Annotated in this window: 18 protein-coding genes and 3 pseudogenes; 11 read left to right on the top strand and 10 right to left on the bottom strand. The window is 72.5% G+C overall.

Features of this window, described 5'->3' with window-relative positions; all coding sequences use genetic code 11:
- Positions 1–3: 3 nt before the first annotated feature.
- From NP777_RS07720 to NP777_RS07685, 8 genes and pseudogenes are all read right to left on the bottom strand, one after another.
- Complete coding sequence (locus NP777_RS07720; RefSeq protein WP_256649301.1) at positions 4–1,128, bottom strand: TIGR03364 family FAD-dependent oxidoreductase; 1,125 nt, start codon at positions 1,126–1,128, stop codon at positions 4–6.
- Positions 1,129–1,259: 131 nt separating this feature from the next.
- Complete coding sequence (locus NP777_RS07715) at positions 1,260–2,015, bottom strand: GntR family transcriptional regulator (protein ID WP_256649300.1); 756 nt, start codon at positions 2,013–2,015, stop codon at positions 1,260–1,262.
- 34 nt (positions 2,016–2,049) lie between these two features.
- Positions 2,050–3,414 carry a pyridoxal phosphate-dependent decarboxylase family protein gene (locus NP777_RS07710; RefSeq protein ID WP_256649299.1) on the bottom strand — a complete coding sequence of 455 codons (1,365 nt, stop codon included), beginning with the start codon at positions 3,412–3,414 and terminating at the stop codon, positions 2,050–2,052.
- Between the two features lie 70 nt (positions 3,415–3,484).
- A pseudogene (locus NP777_RS07705) lies at positions 3,485–3,580 on the bottom strand (fumarylacetoacetate hydrolase family protein); the annotation flags it as partial.
- Positions 3,557–3,736 (bottom strand): annotated as a pseudogene (locus tag NP777_RS07700) (aldehyde dehydrogenase family protein); the annotation flags it as partial. The pseudogenes NP777_RS07705 and NP777_RS07700, both read right to left, overlap by 24 nt.
- Positions 3,737–3,880: 144 nt before the next feature.
- Positions 3,881–4,456, bottom strand: a complete 576-nt coding sequence (locus NP777_RS07695; RefSeq protein ID WP_256649298.1) for a MarR family winged helix-turn-helix transcriptional regulator — start codon at positions 4,454–4,456, stop codon at positions 3,881–3,883.
- A gap of 273 nt (positions 4,457–4,729) precedes the next feature.
- Entirely contained in the window at positions 4,730–5,476 is a 747-nt protein-coding gene (locus NP777_RS07690) for a dienelactone hydrolase family protein (RefSeq protein ID WP_256649297.1), read from the bottom strand.
- 532 nt (positions 5,477–6,008) lie between these two features.
- Positions 6,009–6,950, bottom strand: a complete 942-nt coding sequence (locus NP777_RS07685; RefSeq protein WP_256649296.1) for a LysR substrate-binding domain-containing protein — start codon at positions 6,948–6,950, stop codon at positions 6,009–6,011.
- Positions 6,951–7,048: 98 nt separating this feature from the next.
- On the opposite strand from NP777_RS07685, the gene NP777_RS07680 reads away from it, so the two are divergent.
- From NP777_RS07680 to NP777_RS07660, 5 genes are all read left to right on the top strand, one after another.
- Complete coding sequence (locus tag NP777_RS07680; RefSeq protein WP_256649295.1) at positions 7,049–8,362, top strand: aspartate aminotransferase family protein; 1,314 nt, start codon at positions 7,049–7,051, stop codon at positions 8,360–8,362.
- 137 nt (positions 8,363–8,499) lie between these two features.
- A complete protein-coding gene (locus NP777_RS07675) occupies positions 8,500–9,426 on the top strand; it encodes an ABC transporter ATP-binding protein (protein WP_256649501.1) in 927 nt (308 codons plus the stop codon).
- Positions 9,423–10,238 carry an ABC transporter permease gene (locus NP777_RS07670; RefSeq protein ID WP_256649294.1) on the top strand — a complete coding sequence of 272 codons (816 nt, stop codon included), beginning with the start codon at positions 9,423–9,425 and terminating at the stop codon, positions 10,236–10,238. The genes NP777_RS07675 and NP777_RS07670 overlap by 4 nt, the downstream gene beginning before the upstream one ends.
- Positions 10,239–10,273: 35 nt before the next feature.
- Complete coding sequence (locus tag NP777_RS07665) at positions 10,274–11,488, top strand: sensor histidine kinase (protein WP_256649293.1); 1,215 nt, start codon at positions 10,274–10,276, stop codon at positions 11,486–11,488.
- The gene (locus NP777_RS07660) at positions 11,485–12,090 is read left to right on the top strand and encodes a response regulator transcription factor (RefSeq protein WP_256649292.1); all 606 of its coding nucleotides are present in this window, start codon (positions 11,485–11,487) and stop codon (positions 12,088–12,090) included. Before NP777_RS07665 ends, NP777_RS07660 begins: the two co-directional genes overlap by 4 nt.
- A 50-nt stretch (positions 12,091–12,140) precedes the next feature.
- On the opposite strand, the gene NP777_RS07655 is transcribed toward NP777_RS07660, so the two are convergent.
- Positions 12,141–13,130, bottom strand: coding sequence for an alpha/beta fold hydrolase (locus NP777_RS07655; protein WP_256649291.1), 990 nt, complete (start codon positions 13,128–13,130; stop codon positions 12,141–12,143).
- Positions 13,131–13,276: 146 nt separating this feature from the next.
- On the opposite strand from NP777_RS07655, the pseudogene NP777_RS07650 reads away from it, so the two are divergent.
- The 5 genes and pseudogenes from NP777_RS07650 to NP777_RS07625 all read left to right on the top strand — a co-directional run.
- Positions 13,277–13,489: pseudogene (locus tag NP777_RS07650) on the top strand (hypothetical protein); the annotation flags it as partial.
- Positions 13,490–13,788: 299 nt separating this feature from the next.
- The gene (locus tag NP777_RS07645; protein ID WP_256649290.1) at positions 13,789–14,727 is read left to right on the top strand and encodes a phosphate/phosphite/phosphonate ABC transporter substrate-binding protein; all 939 of its coding nucleotides are present in this window, start codon (positions 13,789–13,791) and stop codon (positions 14,725–14,727) included.
- Positions 14,724–15,641 (top strand): phosphonate ABC transporter ATP-binding protein, encoded by a 918-nt coding sequence (phnC, locus tag NP777_RS07640; protein WP_256649289.1) that lies wholly within the window; start codon positions 14,724–14,726, stop codon positions 15,639–15,641. The genes NP777_RS07645 and phnC overlap by 4 nt, the downstream gene beginning before the upstream one ends.
- Positions 15,642–17,420, top strand: a complete 1,779-nt coding sequence (gene phnE / locus NP777_RS47685) for a phosphonate ABC transporter, permease protein PhnE (protein WP_308405044.1) — start codon at positions 15,642–15,644, stop codon at positions 17,418–17,420.
- Positions 17,421–17,529: 109 nt separating this feature from the next.
- Positions 17,530–18,258 (top strand): GntR family transcriptional regulator, encoded by a 729-nt coding sequence (locus tag NP777_RS07625; protein ID WP_256649288.1) that lies wholly within the window; start codon positions 17,530–17,532, stop codon positions 18,256–18,258.
- A gap of 48 nt (positions 18,259–18,306) precedes the next feature.
- Here the strand turns inward: NP777_RS07625 and NP777_RS07620 are convergent, their stop codons facing one another.
- A complete protein-coding gene (locus NP777_RS07620) occupies positions 18,307–19,635 on the bottom strand; it encodes a family 43 glycosylhydrolase (protein ID WP_256649287.1) in 1,329 nt (442 codons plus the stop codon).
- A 127-nt stretch (positions 19,636–19,762) separates the two neighbouring features.
- Here NP777_RS07620 and NP777_RS07615 point away from each other — a divergent pair, with 127 nt between their 5' ends.
- Positions 19,763–21,742 (top strand): aconitate hydratase, encoded by a 1,980-nt coding sequence (locus NP777_RS07615; protein ID WP_256649286.1) that lies wholly within the window; start codon positions 19,763–19,765, stop codon positions 21,740–21,742.
- The last annotated feature ends 6 nt before the right edge of the window (positions 21,743–21,748 follow it).

Below are 21,748 nucleotides of genomic sequence, written 5' to 3'. Positions count from 1 at the left end.
GTGTCACCAGCCCTGCTCGTTCGCGGTGGTTTCGGCTATCGCGGGCGAGCAGGTCATACCGCGCCCGCCGGGCCCGGTGACCAGCCAGACCCCGTCGCGCACCCGCCGGCGGTGCACGACCCGGCTGGTGTCGGTGCACTGCGCGTACACCCCGGCCCAGCGGCGCCGGACCTTCGGCAGCGGGCGGCCGAGGAGGGACTCCACGACATCGGTGAGGTGGTCGTAGGGGTCCTCGAGGGTGTCGAAGGCGAAGGGGTGCTCGTACTCGTGGGTGTCGCCGATGGTCAGCCCGCCGTCGGCGCGCTGCACCATCAGCAGCTGCATGCGGTGCTCGGCGGCCGTGTCGGCCTGCGGCTGCCGCCCGTTCAGCTCGTCCAGGGCGGGGGAGGCGTACGCCGGGTAGTAGCGGAAGCTGTCGGCGTCGGCGACCGAGGTGGGCAGCGGCTCGCCGAGCGGGTCGGTCTGCATCATCTGGAGCCGGACGCGCCGTACGGGCAGGTCCGGACCGGCCAGCTCGCGCACCAGACCGCCCAGCCAGGCGCCGGTGCACAGCACGACGGTGTCACCGGTGTGCACCTCGCCGTGGTCGTCGCGGACGGCCCGCTCACCGATCACCTCCCGGACCTCGCGGCCGGGCAGGAAGGTGTACCCGGGGGCCTTCCGCAGCTCGGCGCGCAGGGCGACCTGGGCGGTGCGCGGCTCGACGGCCGCGTCCCGCTCGCAGTACAGGGCGGCGTCGAACTCCCCGCGCAGGGCGGGGTTCAGGGCCCGCGCCTCGTCCGGGGTCAGCAGCTGGTAGCCACGCGCGGCGGCGTCCGTGCGGGCCACGGCGGCGTTGGCCACGGCCCGCTCCAGCTCGCCGCGGATCGGGGTCAGGGAGCCGTTCGGGCGGAAGCCCAGCGCCGGTACCCGGCCGCCGATCTCCTCCCACAGCTCCCGGGCCCGCAGCGCGGTGTCCAGTTCCTCGCCGCCCGCCCGGCCGCTCACCCAGATCTGGCCGAAGTTGCGCAACGAGGCGCCGCGGGCCTCCGTCTCGCGCTCGATCTGTACGACCTCATGGCCGCGTTCCACCGCATGCCAGGCGTGCATGGTGCCCACCACGCCGGCTCCGACGACTATCACTCTCACGTCCGTCACGCTCCATCGCATCGGGGAACCGGAGACATCCGGCTGACAGCGAAAGCGTGAACCGGGCGCCACGTTTGGACTAGACCCGTTATCCTTTCGTGATGTCGCAAGAGGGGTTAAAGGGGTATTTTTCAGCCGCGCAGATGGGTCGTGAACGAGAACCGGTCACCCCGGTACAGCGTTCGTACCCGCTCCAGCGGACGGCCCTCGGTGTCCCGTGAGACACGGTGGATGAGCAGCATCGGAAGGGCCGGCGGGGTGCCGATGATCAGGGCCTCGCGCGGCGTGGCGAGCACGGTCTCGATCCGCTCGTCGGCGTCCCCGAAGGCGATGCCCCGCTCGGCGAGATGGGCGTAGAAGGACGAGTCCGGATCGAAGGCGGTGTTCAGATCGGGCACCCGCGCCGCGGCCACATACGTGCTCTCCAGCCCGACCCGCTCGTCGTCCGCGAGCAGCACCCGCTCCAGGTGCCAGACGGGCTCGCCCCGGGTCAGACCGGTCTCGGCGGCGAGCGCGTCGGGGCAGGGGAAGCGGTCCAGGGTGACGAGCGAACGGCCGGGGGTGCGCCCCTGGCGCCGTACGCCCTCCGTATAGCTGGCCAGCGACAGCGGCTGCGCCAGCTTGGGCCCCGCCACCACCGTCCCACGGCCCTGCCGCCGCAGCTTTCCCTCGAGCACCAGCTCGCGCAGTGCCTGCCGGACCGTCTCCCGCGCGACCTCGAACCGCTCGGAGAGGTCGCGTTCGGTGGGGATGGGCGCGCCCTCGCCCAACTCGTCGACGAGCAGGGCGATACGCGCCTTGACGGCGTAGTACTTGGGCACCCGGCCGTGCTCCGGGATGCCGGAGCGGACGGGGGCGCCGGGGGCCTGGTCGTTCGGGTAGTCCACGCGGAGATCGTCGCAGACGGTGCGGGGGCGGCCGTCACGGACGCGCGAGCCGCTCCAGACGCTCGTGGAGCTGGACGACATAGCCCTCGGACTCCGGCTTCATCAGCACACTCCGCAGGACGCGGGCCCCGTCGGCGTCCCGGACGAGCTTCGGATGGAGGGCGGTCAGGCGATCGGCGCCGACGCGGAGCGTGCTCACGAAGACGGGGTCGTCGCTGTCCGTCATCCCCTCCTGGAGGACGCGGTTGCTGGCCGCGTCGATCTGCGACAGCGTGGCGGGCTCGGTCACCGGGAAGTAGCTGACGATGTCCAGCTCCGGGGCCTGGTAAAGCTCCAGACGCTCCGAACCCTCGATCAGTTCGGCCCAGCGCAGCGCCGCCCGCCGGCCCGCCGCGAGCGACTGCCCCAGCCCCTCCCGGGTGGGCGGTATCAGCTGGAACGTGAGCCACAGGGCGGCGGCCGCGGCGCCCGCGCGGGAACACTCCAGACTGATCTCGCCGAGGTGCAACTCCTCGGAGGTGAAGTACGTGTACGGCGAGTCGTGCAGATAGAACCGGCCCACCGAGGGATCGCGGAACAGCACGGCGCCGCAGCCGTACGGCTGGAGGCCGTGCTTGTGCGGGTCCACGACGATGGAATCCGCCTCGGCGATGGCCCGCCACGGCTCCTCGGGCAGGCCCTCGGGGCCCGGCGCCCCGGCCAGCAGGGTGAAGAAGCCGCCGTAGGCGGCGTCGACGTGGATGCGCACGTCGTAGCGCTCGCGCAGCGCCAGCGCCTCGTGGATCGGTTCGACGGCCCCGAGCCCGGTGGTGCCCGCGGTGAGCACGACGGTGCCGACGCGGCCGGTCCGCAGGACCCGCTCCAGCGCGTCGAGATCGATCCGCCCGAGGTCGTCCACCGGGACCGGATGGCCCTCCACCCCCAGGACACCGCACATCCGGCCGTGGGTGTAGTGGGCCTCGGTGCTGTAGGCCACGCCCTTGCCGGGGTGCAGTTCGCGCGCCACGAAGAGCGCCTCGAGGTTGGCGATGGTGCCGCTGGTGGTCAGATGGCCGAGGTGGGTGTCGTAGCCGAACATCGTGGCGAGCTGCTGGACGGCCTCCCGCTCCATCTCGGCGGTGGCCGGACCGCCGTCCAGGGCGTGGTTGTTGGGATTGATCAGCATCGCCGTGAGGTAGCCCACGACCGCCGCCGGATGCGGCGGCTTGAGCATCTGGCCCGCGTAACGGGGGTGGAAGAAGGGGTAGTTGTCCTTGAGCCGCTCGGTGAAGACCTCGAACGCGGCGGCGAACCGGTCGTCGTCGACCGCCAGCGCCGGATGGGCCTGGTAGGGGCCGAAGCTCTTCACCCAGTCGGCGTTCGACGCCACGGCCGTGGCGAGCCAGGCATTCAGATCCATGTGGTCCACTCCTTGGTCGGGCCGGAGGTTCTGTTCGGGGCCGCTGGTGCGGTCAGGGCCGCTCGGGCGGGCGGATGCCGCGGAACTCCCAGTCGGTGACCAGCCCCGGCCCCAGCGGGCGCAGGGTGTCGGACCCCTTCACCCGGAGCATCGAACCGGCGTCGGTGCCGACGATCGCCGGCTCTTCGAGGCGCTCCCCGGCGCCGTCGGCGATGGCGTGGAGGACGTGGGCGCGCTCGGCCGGGGGAGTGGCGGCCCAGCCGGGGAAGGCGGCCCTGGCGGCGGCCACGGCGGCCTCGGCGATGCCGCCGCGGGCGCGCTCACGGCTGTGTCCGGCCGTTGGGGCATGTCCCGGTCCTCCATTTTATTTGATCCCAAACAAGCTAGCCGTGCCGCGGGGCCGGGTCAAGGTCGCCCAGGCGGCCGGGGCCTGGGGAACCGCTCCGGGGAGGTGTCCGGGCCGCGGTCACGGGCGCGAGCGGCGGCCCGAACGTCGCGGGGCGAGATCCCTTCCGTCGAGCAGCTGCCGTCGGCGCTCCTCGCCGTGCTCCTCCAACTGCGCCACGATGGCACGCAGCCCGTTGGCCAGCCGCAGACACTCCTCGGCGCTCAGCGGCGTGGCGACGAACGCCTCTTCGGCGTTGAACGCGGGGAAGAGGCGCTCCATGAGCTCCTCGCCCTCGGGGGTGATCGAGAGCAGCACGCGCCGCCCGTCCTCCGGGTGGGGCGCGCGGGCCACGAGGTGACGCGACTCGAGGGTGCGCGCGATCCCGGTCAGCGTCCCCTTGGAGATGCCCGCCTCTTCCGCGACCGACCAGGTCTCGGCCTCACCCCAGATCCACAGCACCCACAGCACCACGAAGCCGGTCCAGGTCAGATCGTGCGGGCGCAGCGCGGAGTTCTCCAGGTGCTGGCGGACGGCCGCGGCGGCGCGGTGGATGTTCGCGACCGCGGCCATCTGTTCACGCTGCAACTCGAAGCCGCCGAGGCGTTCCTGGACGGCCTGTTCGGTCTCGGCGATGGATCGGCGGCGCCCGGACACGGTGGATCCTCCTCGGCTTCGGGCGGCCTGGGCCGCCGGGTGATTCGTTCGTGCTCAAATGTAGCCCCGGGCGCGGTGGGTGCCGGGCGACGGCGGCGCCGGGGGCTGGGCGACGGCCGCGCCCCGGCCCGCGGACGGCCGCGCACGCCGGAGCAGCCGACCTGGAAGCCGACGACGAGCTCACCGACGCGCTCGGCAAGCCCTTCGTCGGTCTCAGGCAAGGTCTCAGACGAGGCCTCAGACGAGGTCCCAGACTCAGACGAGGTCCCAGACTCAGACGAGGTGCCGGGCGAAGAACCTCAGCGTGCTGTCCAGCTCGAAGGCCGGGACCTCGCCGTGTGCGCCGGGGTTGGCGTGCAGTGTCTTCTCGGCCGAGGCCAAGGCGTCGAAGAGCGCCAGGCTCTGGTCACGCGGCACCCGCTCATCGTCCCACTGCACCAGGAACTCCACCGGGACGGTGATCCGCGCGGCGGCCTCGGCCGAGGCCAGGGCTCCGCCCAGGCCCAGTACCGCCGCGCGGACCCGGGGTTCGGCGGCGACGAACGGGACGCCGAGCCCGCAGCCCAGCGAGATTCCCCAGTAGCCCACCGGACCGGCGCCGACGTGATCGAGTCGCTGGACCGCGTCCAGGACCGCCCGCCATTCCGGGACGGTCCGGCGGGCCACGAGCGCCTGGAAGTCGGCTATCAGCGGGGCCAGTTCCGCTCCGGCCGCCACACGCGCCTGGTTCTCGGTGGCGATCCGGTGGTACTCCTCGTGCGGTGGCCGGTCGCCGTGTCCCGGCACATCGACCGCCACCGCCGCGAAACCGCACTCGGCCACGAAGCGGTGGGCACGGGCCAGGATGTCCGGGGCCTTCTTGTGCTGACCGCCGCCGTGCCCCAGCAGGATCAGGGGGCGGGTACCGGCGGCGCCCTGCGGCGTCCACAGCACGCCGGGAATCTCGCCGAGGGTGAAGAGCTGTTCGCGGACACCGTCGGACGACGTTTCGCCGTACGGCATTTCAGAGATGAAGCGCATTGCGTCGCAAGCCTTTCGGGATGCCTTCTACGGGCACTCCCTAGGCCATGCGGGAGAAGGGGGCCCGATCTGTCACAGCGTTGATCGGTCTCACCTCCTCGGTTCGCGGCAGCGCACGGCGGCACCGAAAGTATCACGCCCCGCCCGCCGGGCCGTGGGCGCGAACGGGCCACGGCCTGGCAGCGGATGGTGGAGCGCCGGTCAGTGGCTACGGGTGCGCTCGGCGCCGTACTGCTCGTCGGTGCTGTGCTCCAGCCAGGTGGTCTCCGGCCGGTCGTCGTCTGAACCACTCCGCCGGGCCCTTGCCGGTGGCCCGCTGCTCCATGAACTGACAACCAGATCCGCGGCTGCGTCGCCCGGCTGCGCGCCCTCGCCGGAACCGACCCCGACAGCCCCCGACCACGACGCCGTCCTCCTGCTGGACCTGACCGCCCCGCAACACCGAGCCGAGCCCGTCCGAGCGGCGGCGATAGCCGGCCGGACCGGGCGGCCACGCCATCCCCGAGCGCCCGAGCGCCCGAGCGCCCGGCCGTCAGCGGTCCCGGGCGGGGTGCTGGTTCCGCTGGTTCGGGGCGGACAGGGCCGGGATCTCGGGGTGGTCGCGCAGGGCCGCCACGACCGCGTTCACCGCGGCGCGCTGCGTCGTACCGCGCCGCACCGCGATGGTGATGTTGCGGTGCACCGGTGTGCTCAGCTCGCGGGTGGCCACGGCGTGGTCCGGGGTGATGGCGAGGGCGGGCAGCAGAGTGATCGACCGGCCCGACTCGACGTGTCGCAGCAGCATCAGATAGTTGCTGAACCGGCAGGCCACCCGGGGTTCGAACCCCGACTCACGGCACAGCCGCACGGTCAGGTCCGCCATGTACGACTGCGGTCGGTCACACGCCCAGGTCTCCTCCGCGCACGCCGCCAGGTTCACCGTCGTACGGCTGGTGAGCGGGTGGTCGCGCGGCAGCACCAGCACGATCGGGTCGGTTCCCAGCGGGATGACCTCGAGGTCCGCGCCCCACGAGAGGCCGACGTAGTCGGTGGTGGTGACGATGACGTCCGCCTCGCCCGCGCGAAGGGCCGGTCCGCCCTCGTGCGGCTCCAGCTCGATCAGTTCCAGGTGCAGTCGTGGATGGGTGGTGGCCAGGCGTGTCGCCGCCGGGACCGCGAAGGTGTAGATCGCGCTCTGGAACGCCCCGAGCCGGACGGTGCCGATGGGCTCGTCGTTCAGCGCGTGCAGCTCGGCCTCGGCCTCCGCCATCTGGTCCAGGATCTCCCGGCCCCGGCGGGCCAGCAGCAGTCCGGCCGGGGTCAGCCGCACCGTGCGCCCGGTCCGCTCGATCAGCCGGCAGCGGGTCTCGGTCTCCAGGACCGCCAGTTGCTGGGACACCGTCGACGCGCTCAGGTGCAGCGTCTCGGCGACCGCGCGCACGGTGCCCAGGGTTTCCAGCAGGCTGAGCAGCCGCAGCCGACCCGAGTTGAGCATGGGCCCGATACTACGGTTCCGCTGTGCGGTTTCAGCGAACAGAACGGTCGGATCTGTGCGATGGACGCGCGCAGTGGTGCATCCCTAACGTCGTTCGTATGGATCCCGAGACTGCCGGTGGCGCCGTGGAGCGCCACCTCATCCGCTACTCCGGCCGAGCCGCGTTCACCCCCGAGGTCATCGCCCGCGCCGCGGGCACATCGGTGTTCACCGAGAGCGGCCGCGAGCTGCTCGACTTCACCTCCGGCCAGATGAGTGCGATCCTCGGCCACTCACATCCGGAGATCGTCGCCACGGTGCGCGAGCAGGTCGCCCACCTCGACCATCTGCACAGCGGTATGCTCAGCCGCCCGGTCATCGACCTCACCCGGCGGCTCGCCGAGACCCTGCCCGACCCCCTCGACAAGGCGCTGCTCCTGACCACCGGCGCGGAGGCGAACGAGGCCGCGGTGCGGATGGCGAAACTCGTCACCGGCCACCATGAGATCGTCTCGTTCGCCCGGTCCTGGCACGGCATGACCCAGGCCGCCGCGAACGCCACCTACAGCGCCGGGCGCAAGGGCTACGGACCCGCCGCGCCGGGCAACTTCGCACTGCCGGTACCGGACCGCTTCCACCCCGACATCGTCGACGCCGAGGGCGCGCTCGACTGGCGCCGCCAGCTCGACCTGGGCTTCGACCTCATCGACGCCCAGTCGGTCGGCAGTCTCGCCGCCTGCCTGGTCGAGCCGATCCTCAGCTCCGGTGGCGTCATCGAACTCCCGCCGGGCTATCTCGCCGCCCTGGCCCGGAAGTGCCGGGAGCGGGGCATGCTGCTGATCCTCGACGAGGCGCAGACCGGGCTGTGCCGCACCGGCGACTGGTACGCCTTCGAACACGAGGGCGTCGTCCCGGACATCCTCACGCTGTCCAAGACGCTCGGCGCGGGGCTGCCGCTGGCCGCCGTGGTGACCAGCCCGGAGATCGAGCAGCAGGCGTACGACCGGGGGTTCCTGTTCTTCACCACCCACGCCGGCGACCCGCTGCCGGCGGCCGTCGGCAACACCGTCCTCGACGTTCTGGTCCGCGACCACCTCGACAAGCGTGCGCGCGAACTCGGCACGGCACTGCGCGGTCAGCTCGATGAGCTCGCCACCCGCCACGATGTCGTCGGGGACGTCCGCGGCCGCGGGCTGCTGCTGGGCATGGAGCTGGTCGGCGACCAGGTGCTGGGCGCCGGTGGCGCCGACCGGCTCGGCGCGGCCGTCACCCGGCGCTGCTTCGAGCTCGGGCTGCACATGAACATCGTCCAGTTGCCCGGCATGGGCGGCACCTTCCGGATCGCGCCCCCGCTGACCGCGAGCGACGACGAGATCGCCCGTGGTGTCGCCATCCTCGACCAGGCGCTCACCGACGCCCTCCGCGGCATCTGACGCCATGTCATGTGTTCGCATGACGCCACGTCATGGGTCCGCGTGACGCCATCTCATGAGTCCGCATGACATCTGTCATGCGGACTCATGACACACCGCACTCCTCCCGGACCCGCCGTGCCGGAAACCTGGAAGGCATGGACACCGTCATCGAGACCGCCGACCTACGGCGGCACTACAAGGGCTTCGAGGCCGTGCGCGGCATCGACCTCACGGTCGCCCGTGGCGAGCTCTTCGCGCTCCTGGGGACCAACGGGGCCGGTAAGACCTCCACCCTCGAGGTCCTGGAGGGGCAGGCCACCCCCACCTCCGGGTCGGTTCGGGTGCTGGGCGCCGACCCGTACCGCGACCGCGCCGCCGTACGCCCCCGGATCGGGGTGATGCTCCAGGAGGGCGGCTTCCCCACCGAGCTCACGGTCACCGAGACCGCGCGCATGTGGGCGGGGTGCACCAGCGGCGCCCGTCCCGTGGCCGAGGCCCTGGAGCTGACCCGGCTGACCCAGCGGCGGGCGGCGCGGGTCAAGCAGCTCTCCGGTGGCGAGCGCCGCCGCCTCGATCTCGCCCTGGCCCTGCTGGGGCGGCCGGAGGTGCTGTTCCTGGACGAGCCGACGACCGGCCTGGACGCGCAGTCCCGCCACGAGACCTGGGAGCTGATCCGGGAGCTGACGGAGCAGGGCACGACCGTGCTGCTCACCACCCACTACCTGGAGGAGGCGGAGCAGTTGGCCGACCGGCTGGCGATCATGCACGCCGGGCGGATCGCCACCTCGGGCCGGGTCGCCGACGTGGTCGCCGAGCGGCCCTCGCGGATGAGCTTCGAGCTGCCCCTGGACTACTTCATCGGCGATCTGCCACCGCTGGCACCGCTGGGGGTGACCAGGCAGGAGAACACCGGGCGTACGGTCCGGCTGGAGACCGCCGACCTTCAGCGCACGGCGACTGCGCTGCTGCTGTGGGCCCGGGACAAGGACGTGGCGCTGCGCGGGTTCGACGCCCGGTCGGCCACGTTGGAGGAGGCGTTCATGGAGATCGCGAAGGGCCTGGAGAGCGAGGGGGCACGATGACGACGTCAGCAGCCCGTACGGGACGCACCCACGCGGCCACGTCCACCCGGGTCACCGCCGTCGACCGGCTGACCGCCCTCGGCCGCGCCGAGCTGACGCTGCTGGCGCGCAGCAAGGCGTCCCTGGTCACCGCGGTGGTCCTGCCGAGCGTCATGGCCTTCGCGATGCGCGGCGTGGTCAAGGAGCTGGACCTGGGCGGCACCGGCCTGTCGGTGGCCACCGTCATGCTGCCCGCCGCGCTGGCGATGGCGCTGTTCTTCTCCGTGTACACCAACCTGGTCGGCGTGTATGTGCTGCGCCGCGAGACCCTCGTACTGAAGCGGCTGCGCAGCGGCGAGGTGCGCGACTGGGAGATCCTGGCCGGCAGCGCCCTCCCGGCGTTCCTGCTGGCGGTCGTGCAGTCCGTGCTGCTGGCGATCGGGATGACCGTGTTCCTGGACGCGGACGCGCCGGCCGCCCCGCATCTGGCGGTGTTCGGCCTGCTCGTCGGCGTGGCCATGCTGGTGGCCGCGGGAGCGCTGACGGCGGCGTTCACCCGGACCGCGGAGAGCGCACAGCTGACGTTCCTGCCGTTCCTGCTGGTGACCATGGCCGCCTCCGGGGTCTACGCGCCGCGTGCGGTGATGCCGGACACGATGGCCGACATCGCCGCCTGGCTGCCGTTCTCGCCGGTGATGGACCTGCTGAGGGGCGGCTGGACGGGCGACCTGGACGGTCTGGACCAGCTTCGGGCGGCGCTCCTCGCGCTGGCCTGGACGGGCCTGGCAGTGTTCGGTGTGCGTCGGTGGTTCCGCTGGGGACCGCGGGGTTGAGGACGGCGGAACCGAAGGTGATGGAGACGATGAGTATGAGCGTGGATGTCTGGGTGGAGCGGTTCGGGGGCCCGGACGGCCCCGAGCGCTACCGCCGCTACACGCTCGCCACCGTCGTCTTCCTCGCCGCCACCGAGGCGGCGCTGTGGGCGTTCTGGATCGCGACGACGGAGGCCGGCACGCTCGGGTTGGCCCTGGTGGCGGGCGTGGGCACGGTGCACGTCGCCGTCCAGGCGCGGCTCTCCCGCGCCGCCCTGCTCCACTACCTCGGCGCCGGACCGCGCCCGGTCTGGCTGGTCGCGCTGTACGCCGCCGTCACCGTGGCCATGGCCGCCCTGGGCTGCGCGCTGCTGGCCACCGGACGCATCCACGGCGGGAACCTGGCGGCGTATCTGGTCTGGCTGCTGATGTACTACGCCGGTCCGCCGATGCTGGCGCTGCCGCGTCGCGCCGGGGCGATGGTGGTCGGGGCGGTGCCGGTGGTGGCGCTCGGCGCGGCGGCGGCCAGCGGGCTGTCGGGCGGGTCGCTGGCCCTCGTGATCGGCGCCGGCCTGCTCATGGTTCCGTTCATGGCCATCGCGCTACGGGTCTCGGGGTGGAGCGTGCGGCTGATCGAGGAGCTGGCCAGGGCGCGGGCGACGCAGGCACGGCTGGCGGTGGCGGAGGAGCGGCTGCGGTTCGGCCGCGATCTGCACGATGTGCTGGGCCGTAACCTCGCGGTGGTGGCGCTGAAGAGCGAGCTCGCGGTGGAACTGGCCCGCCGGGGCCGGGAGGAGGCGGTGGCCCAGATGGAGGAGGTGCAGCGGATCGCGCAGGAGTCACAGCGGGAGATCCGCGCGGTGGTGCGCGGCTACCGCACCGCCGATCTGCACGCCGAACTGGCCGGTGCCCGGTCCGTCCTCGAAGCGGCCGGGATCGACTGCCGGATCGAGAACGGCCCGGCGGCGCGGCTGCCCGCCCGGACGCAGGTGGCGCTCGGCTGGGTGGTCCGCGAGGGAACGACGAACGTGCTGCGCCATGCGCAGGGCGCGTCCCGCTGCGAGGTGTCGGTGCGCACCACGATCTCGGGCTCGGTGGCACTGCTGATGGAGAACGACGGGGCGGACCCGGACCCCCGACCGGGCACCGGCAGCGGTCTGCCGGGGCTGCGCGAGCGCCTGGCCGAGGTGGACGGCGCCCTGTCCACCGAACGGCACCCGGACGGGACCTTCCGACTGACCGCGACGATTCCGTGGGAGACGGCCGAATGATCAGGGTTCTGCTGGCCGACGACGAACACCTCATCCGGGGCGCGCTCGCCTCCCTCCTCGCGCTGGAGGACGACATCACCGTGGTGGCGGAGGCCGCATCGGGCGACGAGGCACTGGCCATGGCCCGCGCGCACCGCCCCGACGTGGCCGTCCTGGACATGCGGATGCCCGGACACGACGGGGTGTCGGTGGCGGCGCTGCTGCGCGAGGAGGTGCCGGAGTGCGCCTCGATGATCGTCACCAGCCATGCCGGGGCCGGGGCGCTGAAACAGGCGCTGGCGGCGGGCGTGCGCGGCTTCGTGCCCAAGACGGTGTCCGCGCGGCGACTGGCCGAGATCATCCGTACGGTGCACACGGACGGCCGCTACGTGGACCACGAACTGGCGGCGGACGCGATCGCCGCGGGCGAGTCGCCCCTCACTCCCCGCGAGGCGGAGATGCTGTCGCTGGCCGAGGACGGGGCACCGGTGGCGGAGATCGCGTCCCGCGCCGCGCTGTCGCCCGGGACGGTGCGCAACTACCTCTCCGCCGCCGCGGCCAAACTCGGCGCGGAGAACCGCCATGTGGCGGCGCGGATCGCCCGCGAGCGCGGGTGGCTGTAAGGGGTTCGCGCCGGCTCGCCGGACACCTGCCGGCGGTCGTCGGCAGCCGGTCAGCGCGGACGCCGGCCTCGGCGGCCGACGAGGAGGGCGCTACCGCCCAGGAGCAGCGCCGCCGCGCCCGCGGTCACCCACGCGACGGCCGTGTCGGCGGGCCGGGACTCCGCCCGGGTGCGGGAGCCGGAGGCGTTGCCCGCGGGCGACGGCCGGGCCGAACCGGTGGCCGTGGCGGCCTTGACGATGAGGTCGGTGACCGCCTGGGGGTGGGCGATCATGGCCACGTGGGAGGAGTTGATCTCCACGGTGTGCGAGTGGGCGCGCTTGGCCTCGAAGCGCTCCTGCCGGGGGTTGATGGTCTTGTCCTGACGGGCGACGAGAAACCAGGACGGGATCTGCCGCCACGCCGCCGCCTTGGCCTTCTCCGAGAACGCGGCCGTACTGGCGGGCCGTTGGGTCACCGCCAGCAGCCTCGCCGTACTCGCCGGCAGATCGGCGGCGAAGACCCGGTGGAGCTTGTCCCGCTTGAGGTACAGATCCGTGCCCCGCACCCCGCCACCGGCCCGGTAGGGCACCGCCCTGGTGGCGGTGGCGAGTTCGCTGGGGTACCGGGCGGCCAGCGACTGCCCGCTCTCCCCCTTGTCGGGCATCAGCGCGGACACGTACACCAGCGACTTCACCCGGGAGTTCCCCGCCGCGGCCACGCTGATGACCGAGCCGCCGTAGGAGTGGCCCACCAGCACGAGCGGGCCCTTGACGCTGTCCAGGACGGAGGCGATGTACGCGGAGTCGGTGGTGAGGCCGCGCAGCGGGTTGGCGGGGGCGACGACGGGATAGCCGCGGCGCTCCAGCCGCTGGATGACACCGTTCCAGCTGGAGCCGTCCGCGAACGCGCCATGGATCAGGACCACCGTGGGTTTACGGGCCGCCGCGTCGTCCTCCGCGGCGGCCGGGGCCGCCACCGCCGCGCACGCCGCGACAGCGCACCCGGCCGCCACGGCACGTGTGCGGATCCGTCCGGAGCCGAGAGCCGGAGACGCCGCCATGGTGTTCTCGCTTCCCTTGAGGGCTTTGGCTCCTCAACGGTCGCCGGACCCGCGGCACATGGCCGCACAGCGGCGTCCGACCGGGTGAGACGGCTGATCCATGGCCGGTCCACCCGGGTGGCACGGCGCCGAATCATGGCCTGATGCCCTGGACGGTGGTCAAGAGCAACGACAAGAAGCGGGCGCGGGTGGAGGCCATGCGCAGTGTGCTCGCCCGTTTCGACTACTCCGACAAGGACGAGGAGGTCGTCGGCACCCCCGACCCGCGCATCGTGGGCGCGGCGGCGGGCCTGTTGGAGGAGGGCGAGGACGACGCGAACGACGCCACCGGCGAAAGCAGCGACGGCGACGGGCGGTGACCAGCACACCGAAGACGCGCATCGAAGACCGGCGCGGCCGAAGACCGGCGCACCGAGGACGCGCACCGAAGCCGTACGCCAGGGCCGGGCCCGCACGCCGGGGCCCGGCCCTGGCGCGCGGTGGCGCGTCGGACCGCCCCGGGTTGTCCGGTCAAGCCGCCCGTTGTCTCCCGCATCGTTCAGACGGCCGTAACCAACGACGCGGGGTGTGCACACCTGTTCTCCGCAGGGTTGGCGTCATCCCCGGTGCCCTCACTCCCCGAGAGGCCCGATTCGCCCCACCGCCCGAAGGACGACGCATGCCTCGCAACCTCCGCATCCCCCTCGCTGCCGCGCTGCTGCCGCTTGTGCTCACGGCCTGCGGGGCCAGCGCCTCCGACAACGGCTCCACCTCGGAGGGACGGGACCCCGGCAACCTGGTGGTCGCGGCGATCCCGTCGGAGAACTCCACCTCGCTCGCCCAGCAGTACGCGCCGATCGTCAAACTGCTGGAGGCCGAGACCGGCAAGAAGGTCCAGATGCAGAAGGCGACCAGCTACGCCGCCGTCATCGAGGCGCAGCGGGCGCACAAGGTGGATGTCGCGCTCTACGGTCCGCTCTCCTACGTCGTCGCCAAGGACGGCGGAGTGGGGGTGAAGCTGGCCGGTGCGCTGGTCAGCGCCAAGGGCGGGAAGCCGGGCTACCAGTCGTACGGCATCACCCGCAGCAGCAACAAGGACATCAAGAGCCTCGCCGACTTCAAGGGCCACAAGGTGTGTTTCGTGGACCCGACCTCGACGTCCGGCTATCTCTACCCGCAGTCCGGTCTGCTGAAGGCGGGCGTGAAGCCCGGCGACTACACCAAGGTCATGGCGGGTGGCCACGACGCCTCGGCGCTGTCCGTCGCCTCCGGTGACTGCGACGCGGGCTTCGCGTTCGACACCATGGTGGACAGCGATCTGATCAAGCAGGGCAAGCTCAAGAAGGGCCAGCTCAAGACCGTCTGGAAGTCCACCGAGATCCCCGGCTCGCCCGCCGCGGTCTCGACCGACCTCACCGCGAGCCTGCAGAAGAAGATCGTCGACGCGTTCGAGACCAAGGCCAACGCCGACTACATGGAGTCCAAGGGCTACTGCTCAGGCGACGGCTGCAAGATCGACGACAACTGGGGCTTCGTCGCGGTGAAGGACTCCGACTACGACAGCGTCCGCGCCGTCTGCGATGCCACCAAGGACGCGCAGTGCAAGGACGGCTCGTGACGGCCCCGGCCCCGACCGCCGCGCATGTCACCGGCTCCCCGGCCGCCGCCGGGGAGCCGGTGATCCGGCTGGACGGTCTGACGAAGCGGTTCGGCAGCGGCGCCGACTCCCTGCTCGCCCTGGACGATGTGTCGTTCGAGGTGCGGCCCGGCGAGGTCGTGGCCCTGCTGGGGCTGTCCGGCTCCGGCAAGTCGACGCTGCTCTCCCTGCTCGACGGGCTCCAGCCGCCGACCTCCGGCGACGGCACGGTCCTCGGCACCGCGCTGGCCCGCGCCGGCCGGTCCGAGCTGCGCGCTCTGCGCCGCCGGATCGGCTTCGTCTTCCAGCAGTTCCATCTGGTGGGCCGGCTCAGCGTCCTGGAGAACGTGTGCACCGGCGCCCTCGGGTCGCTGCGCGGGCCCCGGCTGGGGCTGCTCAGCTATCCGCGGGCGGTGCGGGAGCGCGCACTGGACGGGCTGGAGCAGGTGGGCCTGGCCGCGCACGCCTTCCAGCGGGCGGACACCCTGTCCGGCGGCCAGCAGCAGCGCGTCGCGGTGGCCCGCGCCCTGATGCAGGAGCCCGGTCTGCTGCTGGCCGACGAGCCGGTGGCCTCCCTCGACCCCGAGTCCTCGGCCCAGGTCATGCGGCTGCTGGCGCGCGTGGCGCGGGAGCGGGAGCTGACCGTGCTGTGCAGCCTGCACCAGGTCGATCTGGCGCTGTCCTGGGCGCACCGGATCGTCGGTCTGCGGTCGGGCCGGGTGGTGATGGACGTCGCCACCGAGGGCATCGACCGCGCGACGGTGATGCGGCTGTACGAGGAGGTGGCCGCCGAGAGTGCCGAGGGCATGGCCGCGGCCGTCGCGGCGGGCGCGACCGTCGCCCGCCACCCCGTCTCCGCGTCCGCACTCGTCCCAGCGCTCACGAAGGGGGACTGAGTGTCGGTAGTCGAACGGCATCCCGCGGCCGCGCCCCCCGGCGGCCCCGACCCGGGTCCCGGCGCGGCGCGTTCGCACCGGCGGACCCTGGCCCGGCCCACCGCGGCCGGGCTCGGCGCGGCCATGGCACTGCTGCTGTGCGTGGGCGGCGGGGTCTGGGCGTTCATCGCGCTCCGGCTCAACATCGCCACGCTCATGGACAGCGCCGACAACGCGGTGGCCTTCCTCTCGCGGGCGCTCCCGCTGGACTTCCCGCCGGTCGGTGAACTGCTCTCGCTGATCTGGCAGACGCTGGCCATCGTGGTCTCCGCCACCGTGCTCTCGGTGGTGCTCAGCGTGCCGCTGGCCCTGCTGGCGGCCCGTAACACCACCCCGGGGACCGCCGCCAGGGCCGCCTCGCGCGGGGTGATCGTGCTGTGCCGCGCGGTCCCCGAGGTGGTCTTCGCCATCGCCGCCTTCCGTGTCTTCGGGCTGGGCGGGATGACGGGTGTGGTCGCGCTCGGTGTCCACTCCGTCGGCATGGTGGGCAAGCTGTACGCCGACGCCGTCGAGCAGACCGACGAGGGCCCGCGCACCGCGCTGCGCGCGACCGGCGCCGGGCGGCTGCAGCAGATCACCGGCGCGGTGCTGCCGCAGGCGCTGCCGTCCCTGGTGGCCACCGCCCTGCACCGCCTCGACATCAACCTGCGCGCCTCGGCCGTGCTCGGCTTCGTCGGCGTCAACGGTCTGGGGTACGCGCTGTCCACGGCGATCACCACCCTCGACTACCGGCGGGCGATGGCGATCGCCCTGGTCCTGCTGCTGCTCTGCTTCGTCGCCGAGTCGATCTCCGGCGCCATCCGGCGCACCCTGCTCCAGGACGTCACCGCGCGACGGCGGCCCCGCCGTTCGTGGCCGGTGTTCCCGGGCGTGCGCCGCGCCGACCGGCCGGGCGGCACCATCGCCGCCGCCGCGGGCGCCGACGCGCCCCCGGCCGACGGTGCCACGCCCGTACGGCGCCGCAGCCTGCCGCGCTGGAGCGCCCGGCGGATCCGCCGGGCCACCTGGCTGGTGCTCACCGTCGCCCTGGTCGTGGCCTCGGCCGTGCGCTCCGGCCTGTCGTGGGGCACCCTGCGGCGCGGCGCCGAGTCGTTCCTCCCGACGCTGGGCGACTTCCTGCCGCCCGGCACCGGCGGGATCGGCGGCCAGCTCTGGGACGATCTGTGGGTCACCGTCCAGATCGCGCTCGCGGGCACCCTCATCGGGCTGGTCCTGGCGCTGCCGCTGGGCACTCTCGCGGCCCGGAACGTGGTGGGGTCGCCCCGGGTGGCGCGGTTCTTCCGCACGGTCATCCTCCTGGTGCGGGCCATCCCGGAACTGGTCCTGGCGATCGTCTTCGTCGTCGTGACCGGCCTGGGCGCGGTCTCCGGCGCGCTGGCCCTCGGCGTCGGCTCGGTCGGTCTGCTCGGCAAGCTGGTGGCGGACTCCCTGGAGGAGACCGAGCCCGGCCCGGCCCGCGCCCTGGTAGCCACCGGTGCCCGCAGGCACCAGGTGTTCTTCGGGGCCGTCCTGCCCCGGGCCTGGCCCGCGGTGGTGGGGCATCTGCTGTACCAGCTGGACGTCAATCTGCGCTCGGCGACCCTGCTCGGTATCGTCGGCGCCGGTGGCATCGGCTACGACCTGCTGAACGCGGCCCGGGTCCTGCAGTTCCCGGTGGTCACCACCATCGTGCTGACGGTGCTTGCGCTGGTGCTGCTCATCGAGGGGCTGGCCGTCTGGGTGCGCAAGGTGTACGCCTGATCCGCCCGGCCGGAGGACACGACAACTGTTCCCACCGTTCACCCGCTGGAAGCGGAGTGGTTCATTTCACTGACTTGTCCGGACAACTGGTGAGGTCCAGAGTGGCGAGGTGCCCAGTCGAAACCGCTACACAGAGATTGCCGAGGTGCTCGCCGCCGAGATAGCAGACCAGCCGACTGACGTCCGCGTCGCCAGCGAGCACGAGATCGCGGCCCGCTTCGGCGTCAGCCGGGCGGCCGCCCGGTCCGCCCTCCAGGAGCTGGAAGGCCGCTATCTGGTCCGCCGGGTCCGGGGCGCGGGCACCTTCGTCAACCGTCCGCTGGACTATGTGCTCTCCCAGAGCCGGGTCCCCTCGATGCACCAGACCATCCGCGAGGCGGGCGGTGTGCCGCGCACCGTGGTACGCGACGTGACCACCGTCCCGGCCACCGGCGCCATCGCCGAGCGGCTGGAGCGCGAGGAAGGCAGCGCGGTCCATCTGCTGGTCCGGCAGTCGTACATCGACGGCCTGCTCAGCGGCTGGTCCCAGGAGTGGATCCCGATCGACATGCTGCCGGAGCTGGACGCGGCCGTGCACGCCGTGGAGTCGCTGGACTCCATCCTGCGGCAGATGTGCGGGGTGACCCCGGTGCGCTCCTGGTGCCGGGTGAGCAGTGTGCTGCCGGACCGGCAGGTGGCGGAGGGGCTGGAGACGGCGCACAACCGGCCGGTGTGGCTGGTGGAGAGCCTGAGCCGGGACGCGGCCTCCGGCCGGGCGGTGATGTGCAGCTCCAGCTGGTCCCGCCCGGACAGCATCCGGATCATCGTGGAACTCGACGGCCCGGCCGACGCCCCCTGACCCCGCCCGGCCCCGTCGCCCCGCCACCCGGGCGACGGGCCCGGTCGTTCACCGGTGGCGGCGTTGGACGTACAGCCGACGGCCCTCCGGACCGGTCCACTCCAGCCGTACGACACCGGGCACGGCGGCGTCGGCGACGCGTGACGGGTCGGACCAGTAGCCGAAGTTCGGGTTGCGGAAGAACGTGGCCCACAGCCGGCCGCCGTGGTCCTCGAAGACGTTGTTGTGGCCGGCCCCGACCCCCGCGGTCCACCGCTTGGAGTACGGCCCCTCGAAGCGGTCCGAGACGGCGATGACGGCGTCGTAGTGGTATTGCGTCCGGCCCGGACCGGGCGGGTCGTAGGCGTAGCGGGTGCTGCCGTCGGGATTGACCGACGTCCGGTTCCACGCGGCCTGGAGGAGGTAGTACGCGCCCCCGTACTTGAACACGTACGCACCCTCGAGATACGGCTCGGGGGCGTAGGGCCGCTGGCGGAACGTCGGGAGGCCGGTCGTCGGGACGATGTCCTCCATGTCGTCCCGGAACCTCGCGTACAGGTTGTTGTGCAGCACGAGCCACGCGTCGTCGCCCTCGGAGAAGAGGCTGCCGTCGATGTGGTGGTACGCGCCGGGCTCGATGAAATCCGGCCCCCCGATGAACGGATCGCCGAAGGGCTTGTCGTGATTGCCCTCGACGAGCCGGTACGGGCCCTCGACCCCGCCCTCGCTCACCAGCAGGAACGAACCGACCTTCCGGGAGTGGTCGCCCATGCACGCGACGATGTACCAGGTGCCGCGGAAGTAGTGCAGCTCCGGGGCCCAGACATTGCCACGCTTGCCGAACCGCTCGTCGTACCAGTACTCCTGCCACGGGGCGACGACGGTGCGTCCGGGCCGGTTCTCGCCGACGAACTCGGGCGACCACACCTTGCCCCGCTCGGCGCCCGGCCGGATGCCGGTGGTGTCGGCCAGCCTCCAGGGGCCCCGCAGGGACGGGGCCACCCACACGAAGATGCCGTCGTTCCACGGGCCGGCGGCGGTGAGCCCCGGCACCCGGGTGGTGCCCGTGGCCACGTAGACCGGACGGCCGTCCACGACGAAGCAGTTGACGTAGGTGTCCCGCATCCAGACCAGGCCGCGGTCCCGGTCGCGGGGGCGCGGCTCGAGCGGGAGGATGAAGGAGTTGTCCTTGCGCGGCCACAGGTCGGGGCGGGTGTCCGCGAGGCCGTAGGGCTCGGGTTCGGGCCAGTTCGACGGGTATCGCCGCATCGCGGCGGCCTCCGGGGGCGATGCCTGGGCGGCCGCGGGCAGTCCCGCCGCCACGCCCAGGGAACCCGCGACTCCGGCCAGCAATGTGCGTCTGTGGATGGGCGACCTGTTCTCGGAGCTGGTTGGCATGGGCACAGCATGCGGATGCCCGCTGATTTACGTCAAGAGCCAGGAAAAAATATGACGCGGCGCGGACCGGGTACCCGATGTGGGCGCCCGGAGGGCCCGGACGCTCCGCCCGGAAAGGCGGTGGCCCATGGATCTGCCCCGTGCCCGTGCGCACGGCACCGTGACCCAGCGGCTCATCGGTGATCATCTGCTGACCGGCCGGATGGAGCCGGGGGAGGAGATCGCGCTGCGGGTGGACCAGACGCTGACACAGGACGCCACCGGTACGCTGGTGATGCAGGAGCTGGAGGCGCTGGCCCTGGACCGGGTCCGTACCGAGGCCAGCGTCCAGTACGTCGACCACAACATCCTCCAGGCCGACGAGCGCAACGCCGAGGACCACCTCTTCCTGCGGTCGGCCGCCCGCCGCTTCGGCCTGTGGTTCTCCAAGCCCGGCAACGGCGTCTCCCACCCGACCCATATGCACCACTTCGGCGCCCCCGGCAAAACCCTGGCCGGCTCCGACTCGCACACCTGCGCCGCCGGTTCCCTGGGCATGCTGGCGATCGGCACCGGCGGCCTGGAGGTGGCGCTCGCCATGGCCGGACGCCCGCTCCACCTCACCATGCCGAAGGTCTGGGGCATCCGGCTGACCGGGGAGCTGCCACCGTGGGTCAGCGCCAAGGACGTGATCCTGGAACTGCTGCGCCGCCACGGGGTGCAGGGAGGCGTCCATCGTGTCCTGGAGTACCACGGCCCCGGTCTGGCCTCCCTCACCGCGATGGACCGCCACGTCATCGCCAACATGGGGGCGGAACTCGGCGCCACCACCACCGTCTTCCCCTCGGACGGGGCGGTGCGCGGCTTCCTCGAAGGGGTCGGGCGCGGCGAGGACTTCGTCGAGATCACCGCGGAGGAGGACGCGTCCTACGACCTCGACGAGGAGATCGACCTGTCGTCCCTGGAACCGCTCATCGCACGGCCCACGTCCCCCGGAAACGTCGTGCCGGTCAGGGAGGCCGCCGGGGAGCCCATCGCCCAGGTTGTCATCGGCTCCTCCGCCAACCCCGGATTCCGCGACTTCGCCGTCCCCGCCGCCATGGTGGCCGGGCGCCAGGTCCCGGCCGGGGTGAGCTTCGACATCAACCCGACATCCCGCGAGATCCTCCAGGACCTGACCCGCCTCGGCGCCACGTTCGACCTGATCGCCGCCGGTGCCCGCATCCATCAGTCGGGCTGTCTGGGCTGCATCGGCATGGGACAGGCCCCGGCCTCGGGAAGCAACTCCCTGCGTACCTTCCCGCGCAACTTCCCCGGTCGGTCCGGCACCGCGGACGACGCGGTGTGGCTGTGCTCACCGGAGACCGCCACGGCCTCCGCGCTGACCGGCGCCATCGTGGATCCGCGCGACTGGGCGGACCGCGTCTCGGCGGCGGCCCCTCCCACGCCGGACGCCCCCGACCCGCCCTCGAACAACGACGCCATGCTGGAACCACCGCTGCCACCGGACGAGGCCGCGCGCGTCCCGCTGGTACGCGGCCCCAACATCTCCGCCCTGCCGGAGCTGGATCCGCTGCCGGACAGCATTCACGGCCCGGTGCTCCTCAAGGCCGGTGACGACGTCTCGACCGACGAGATCTCCCCGGCCGGGGCGGACGCCCTGCCCTACCGCTCCAACATCCCCAAGCTGGCGGGATTCACCCTCATCCGGCTGGACCCCGACTACCCGCGGCGCGCCGAGGCGGTCCGGGAGGACACCGGGCATCTCATCGTCGCCGGTGCGAACTACGGACAGGGCTCGTCCCGCGAACACGCCGCCATCGCCCCGCGCTACCTCGGTCTGCGAGCCGTCATCGCCAAGTCCTACGCCCGCATCCACTGGCAGAACCTGGTCAACTTCGGTGTGCTGCCGCTCGAATTCGAGGACCCCGCCGACTACGACCGCGTCGGCCCCGACGACCGGCTGCATATGTCCGGTCTGCGCGACGCCCTCGCCCCGGGCGGCGCTCCGACCCTCCGCGTCCGCAACGCGACCCGGGACGAGGAGTACACCGTCCGCCACCGCCTCTCGCCCCGGCAGCGGGAAGCGGTGCTCGCGGGCGGTATCATCCCGGCTCTCGCACACTGAGGTGAG

This window comes from Streptomyces rugosispiralis (genome assembly GCF_024505145.1).
GTDB lineage: Bacteria > Actinomycetota > Actinomycetes > Streptomycetales > Streptomycetaceae > Streptomyces > Streptomyces rugosispiralis.
This window is presented reverse-complemented; position numbering and strand designations above follow the sequence as displayed.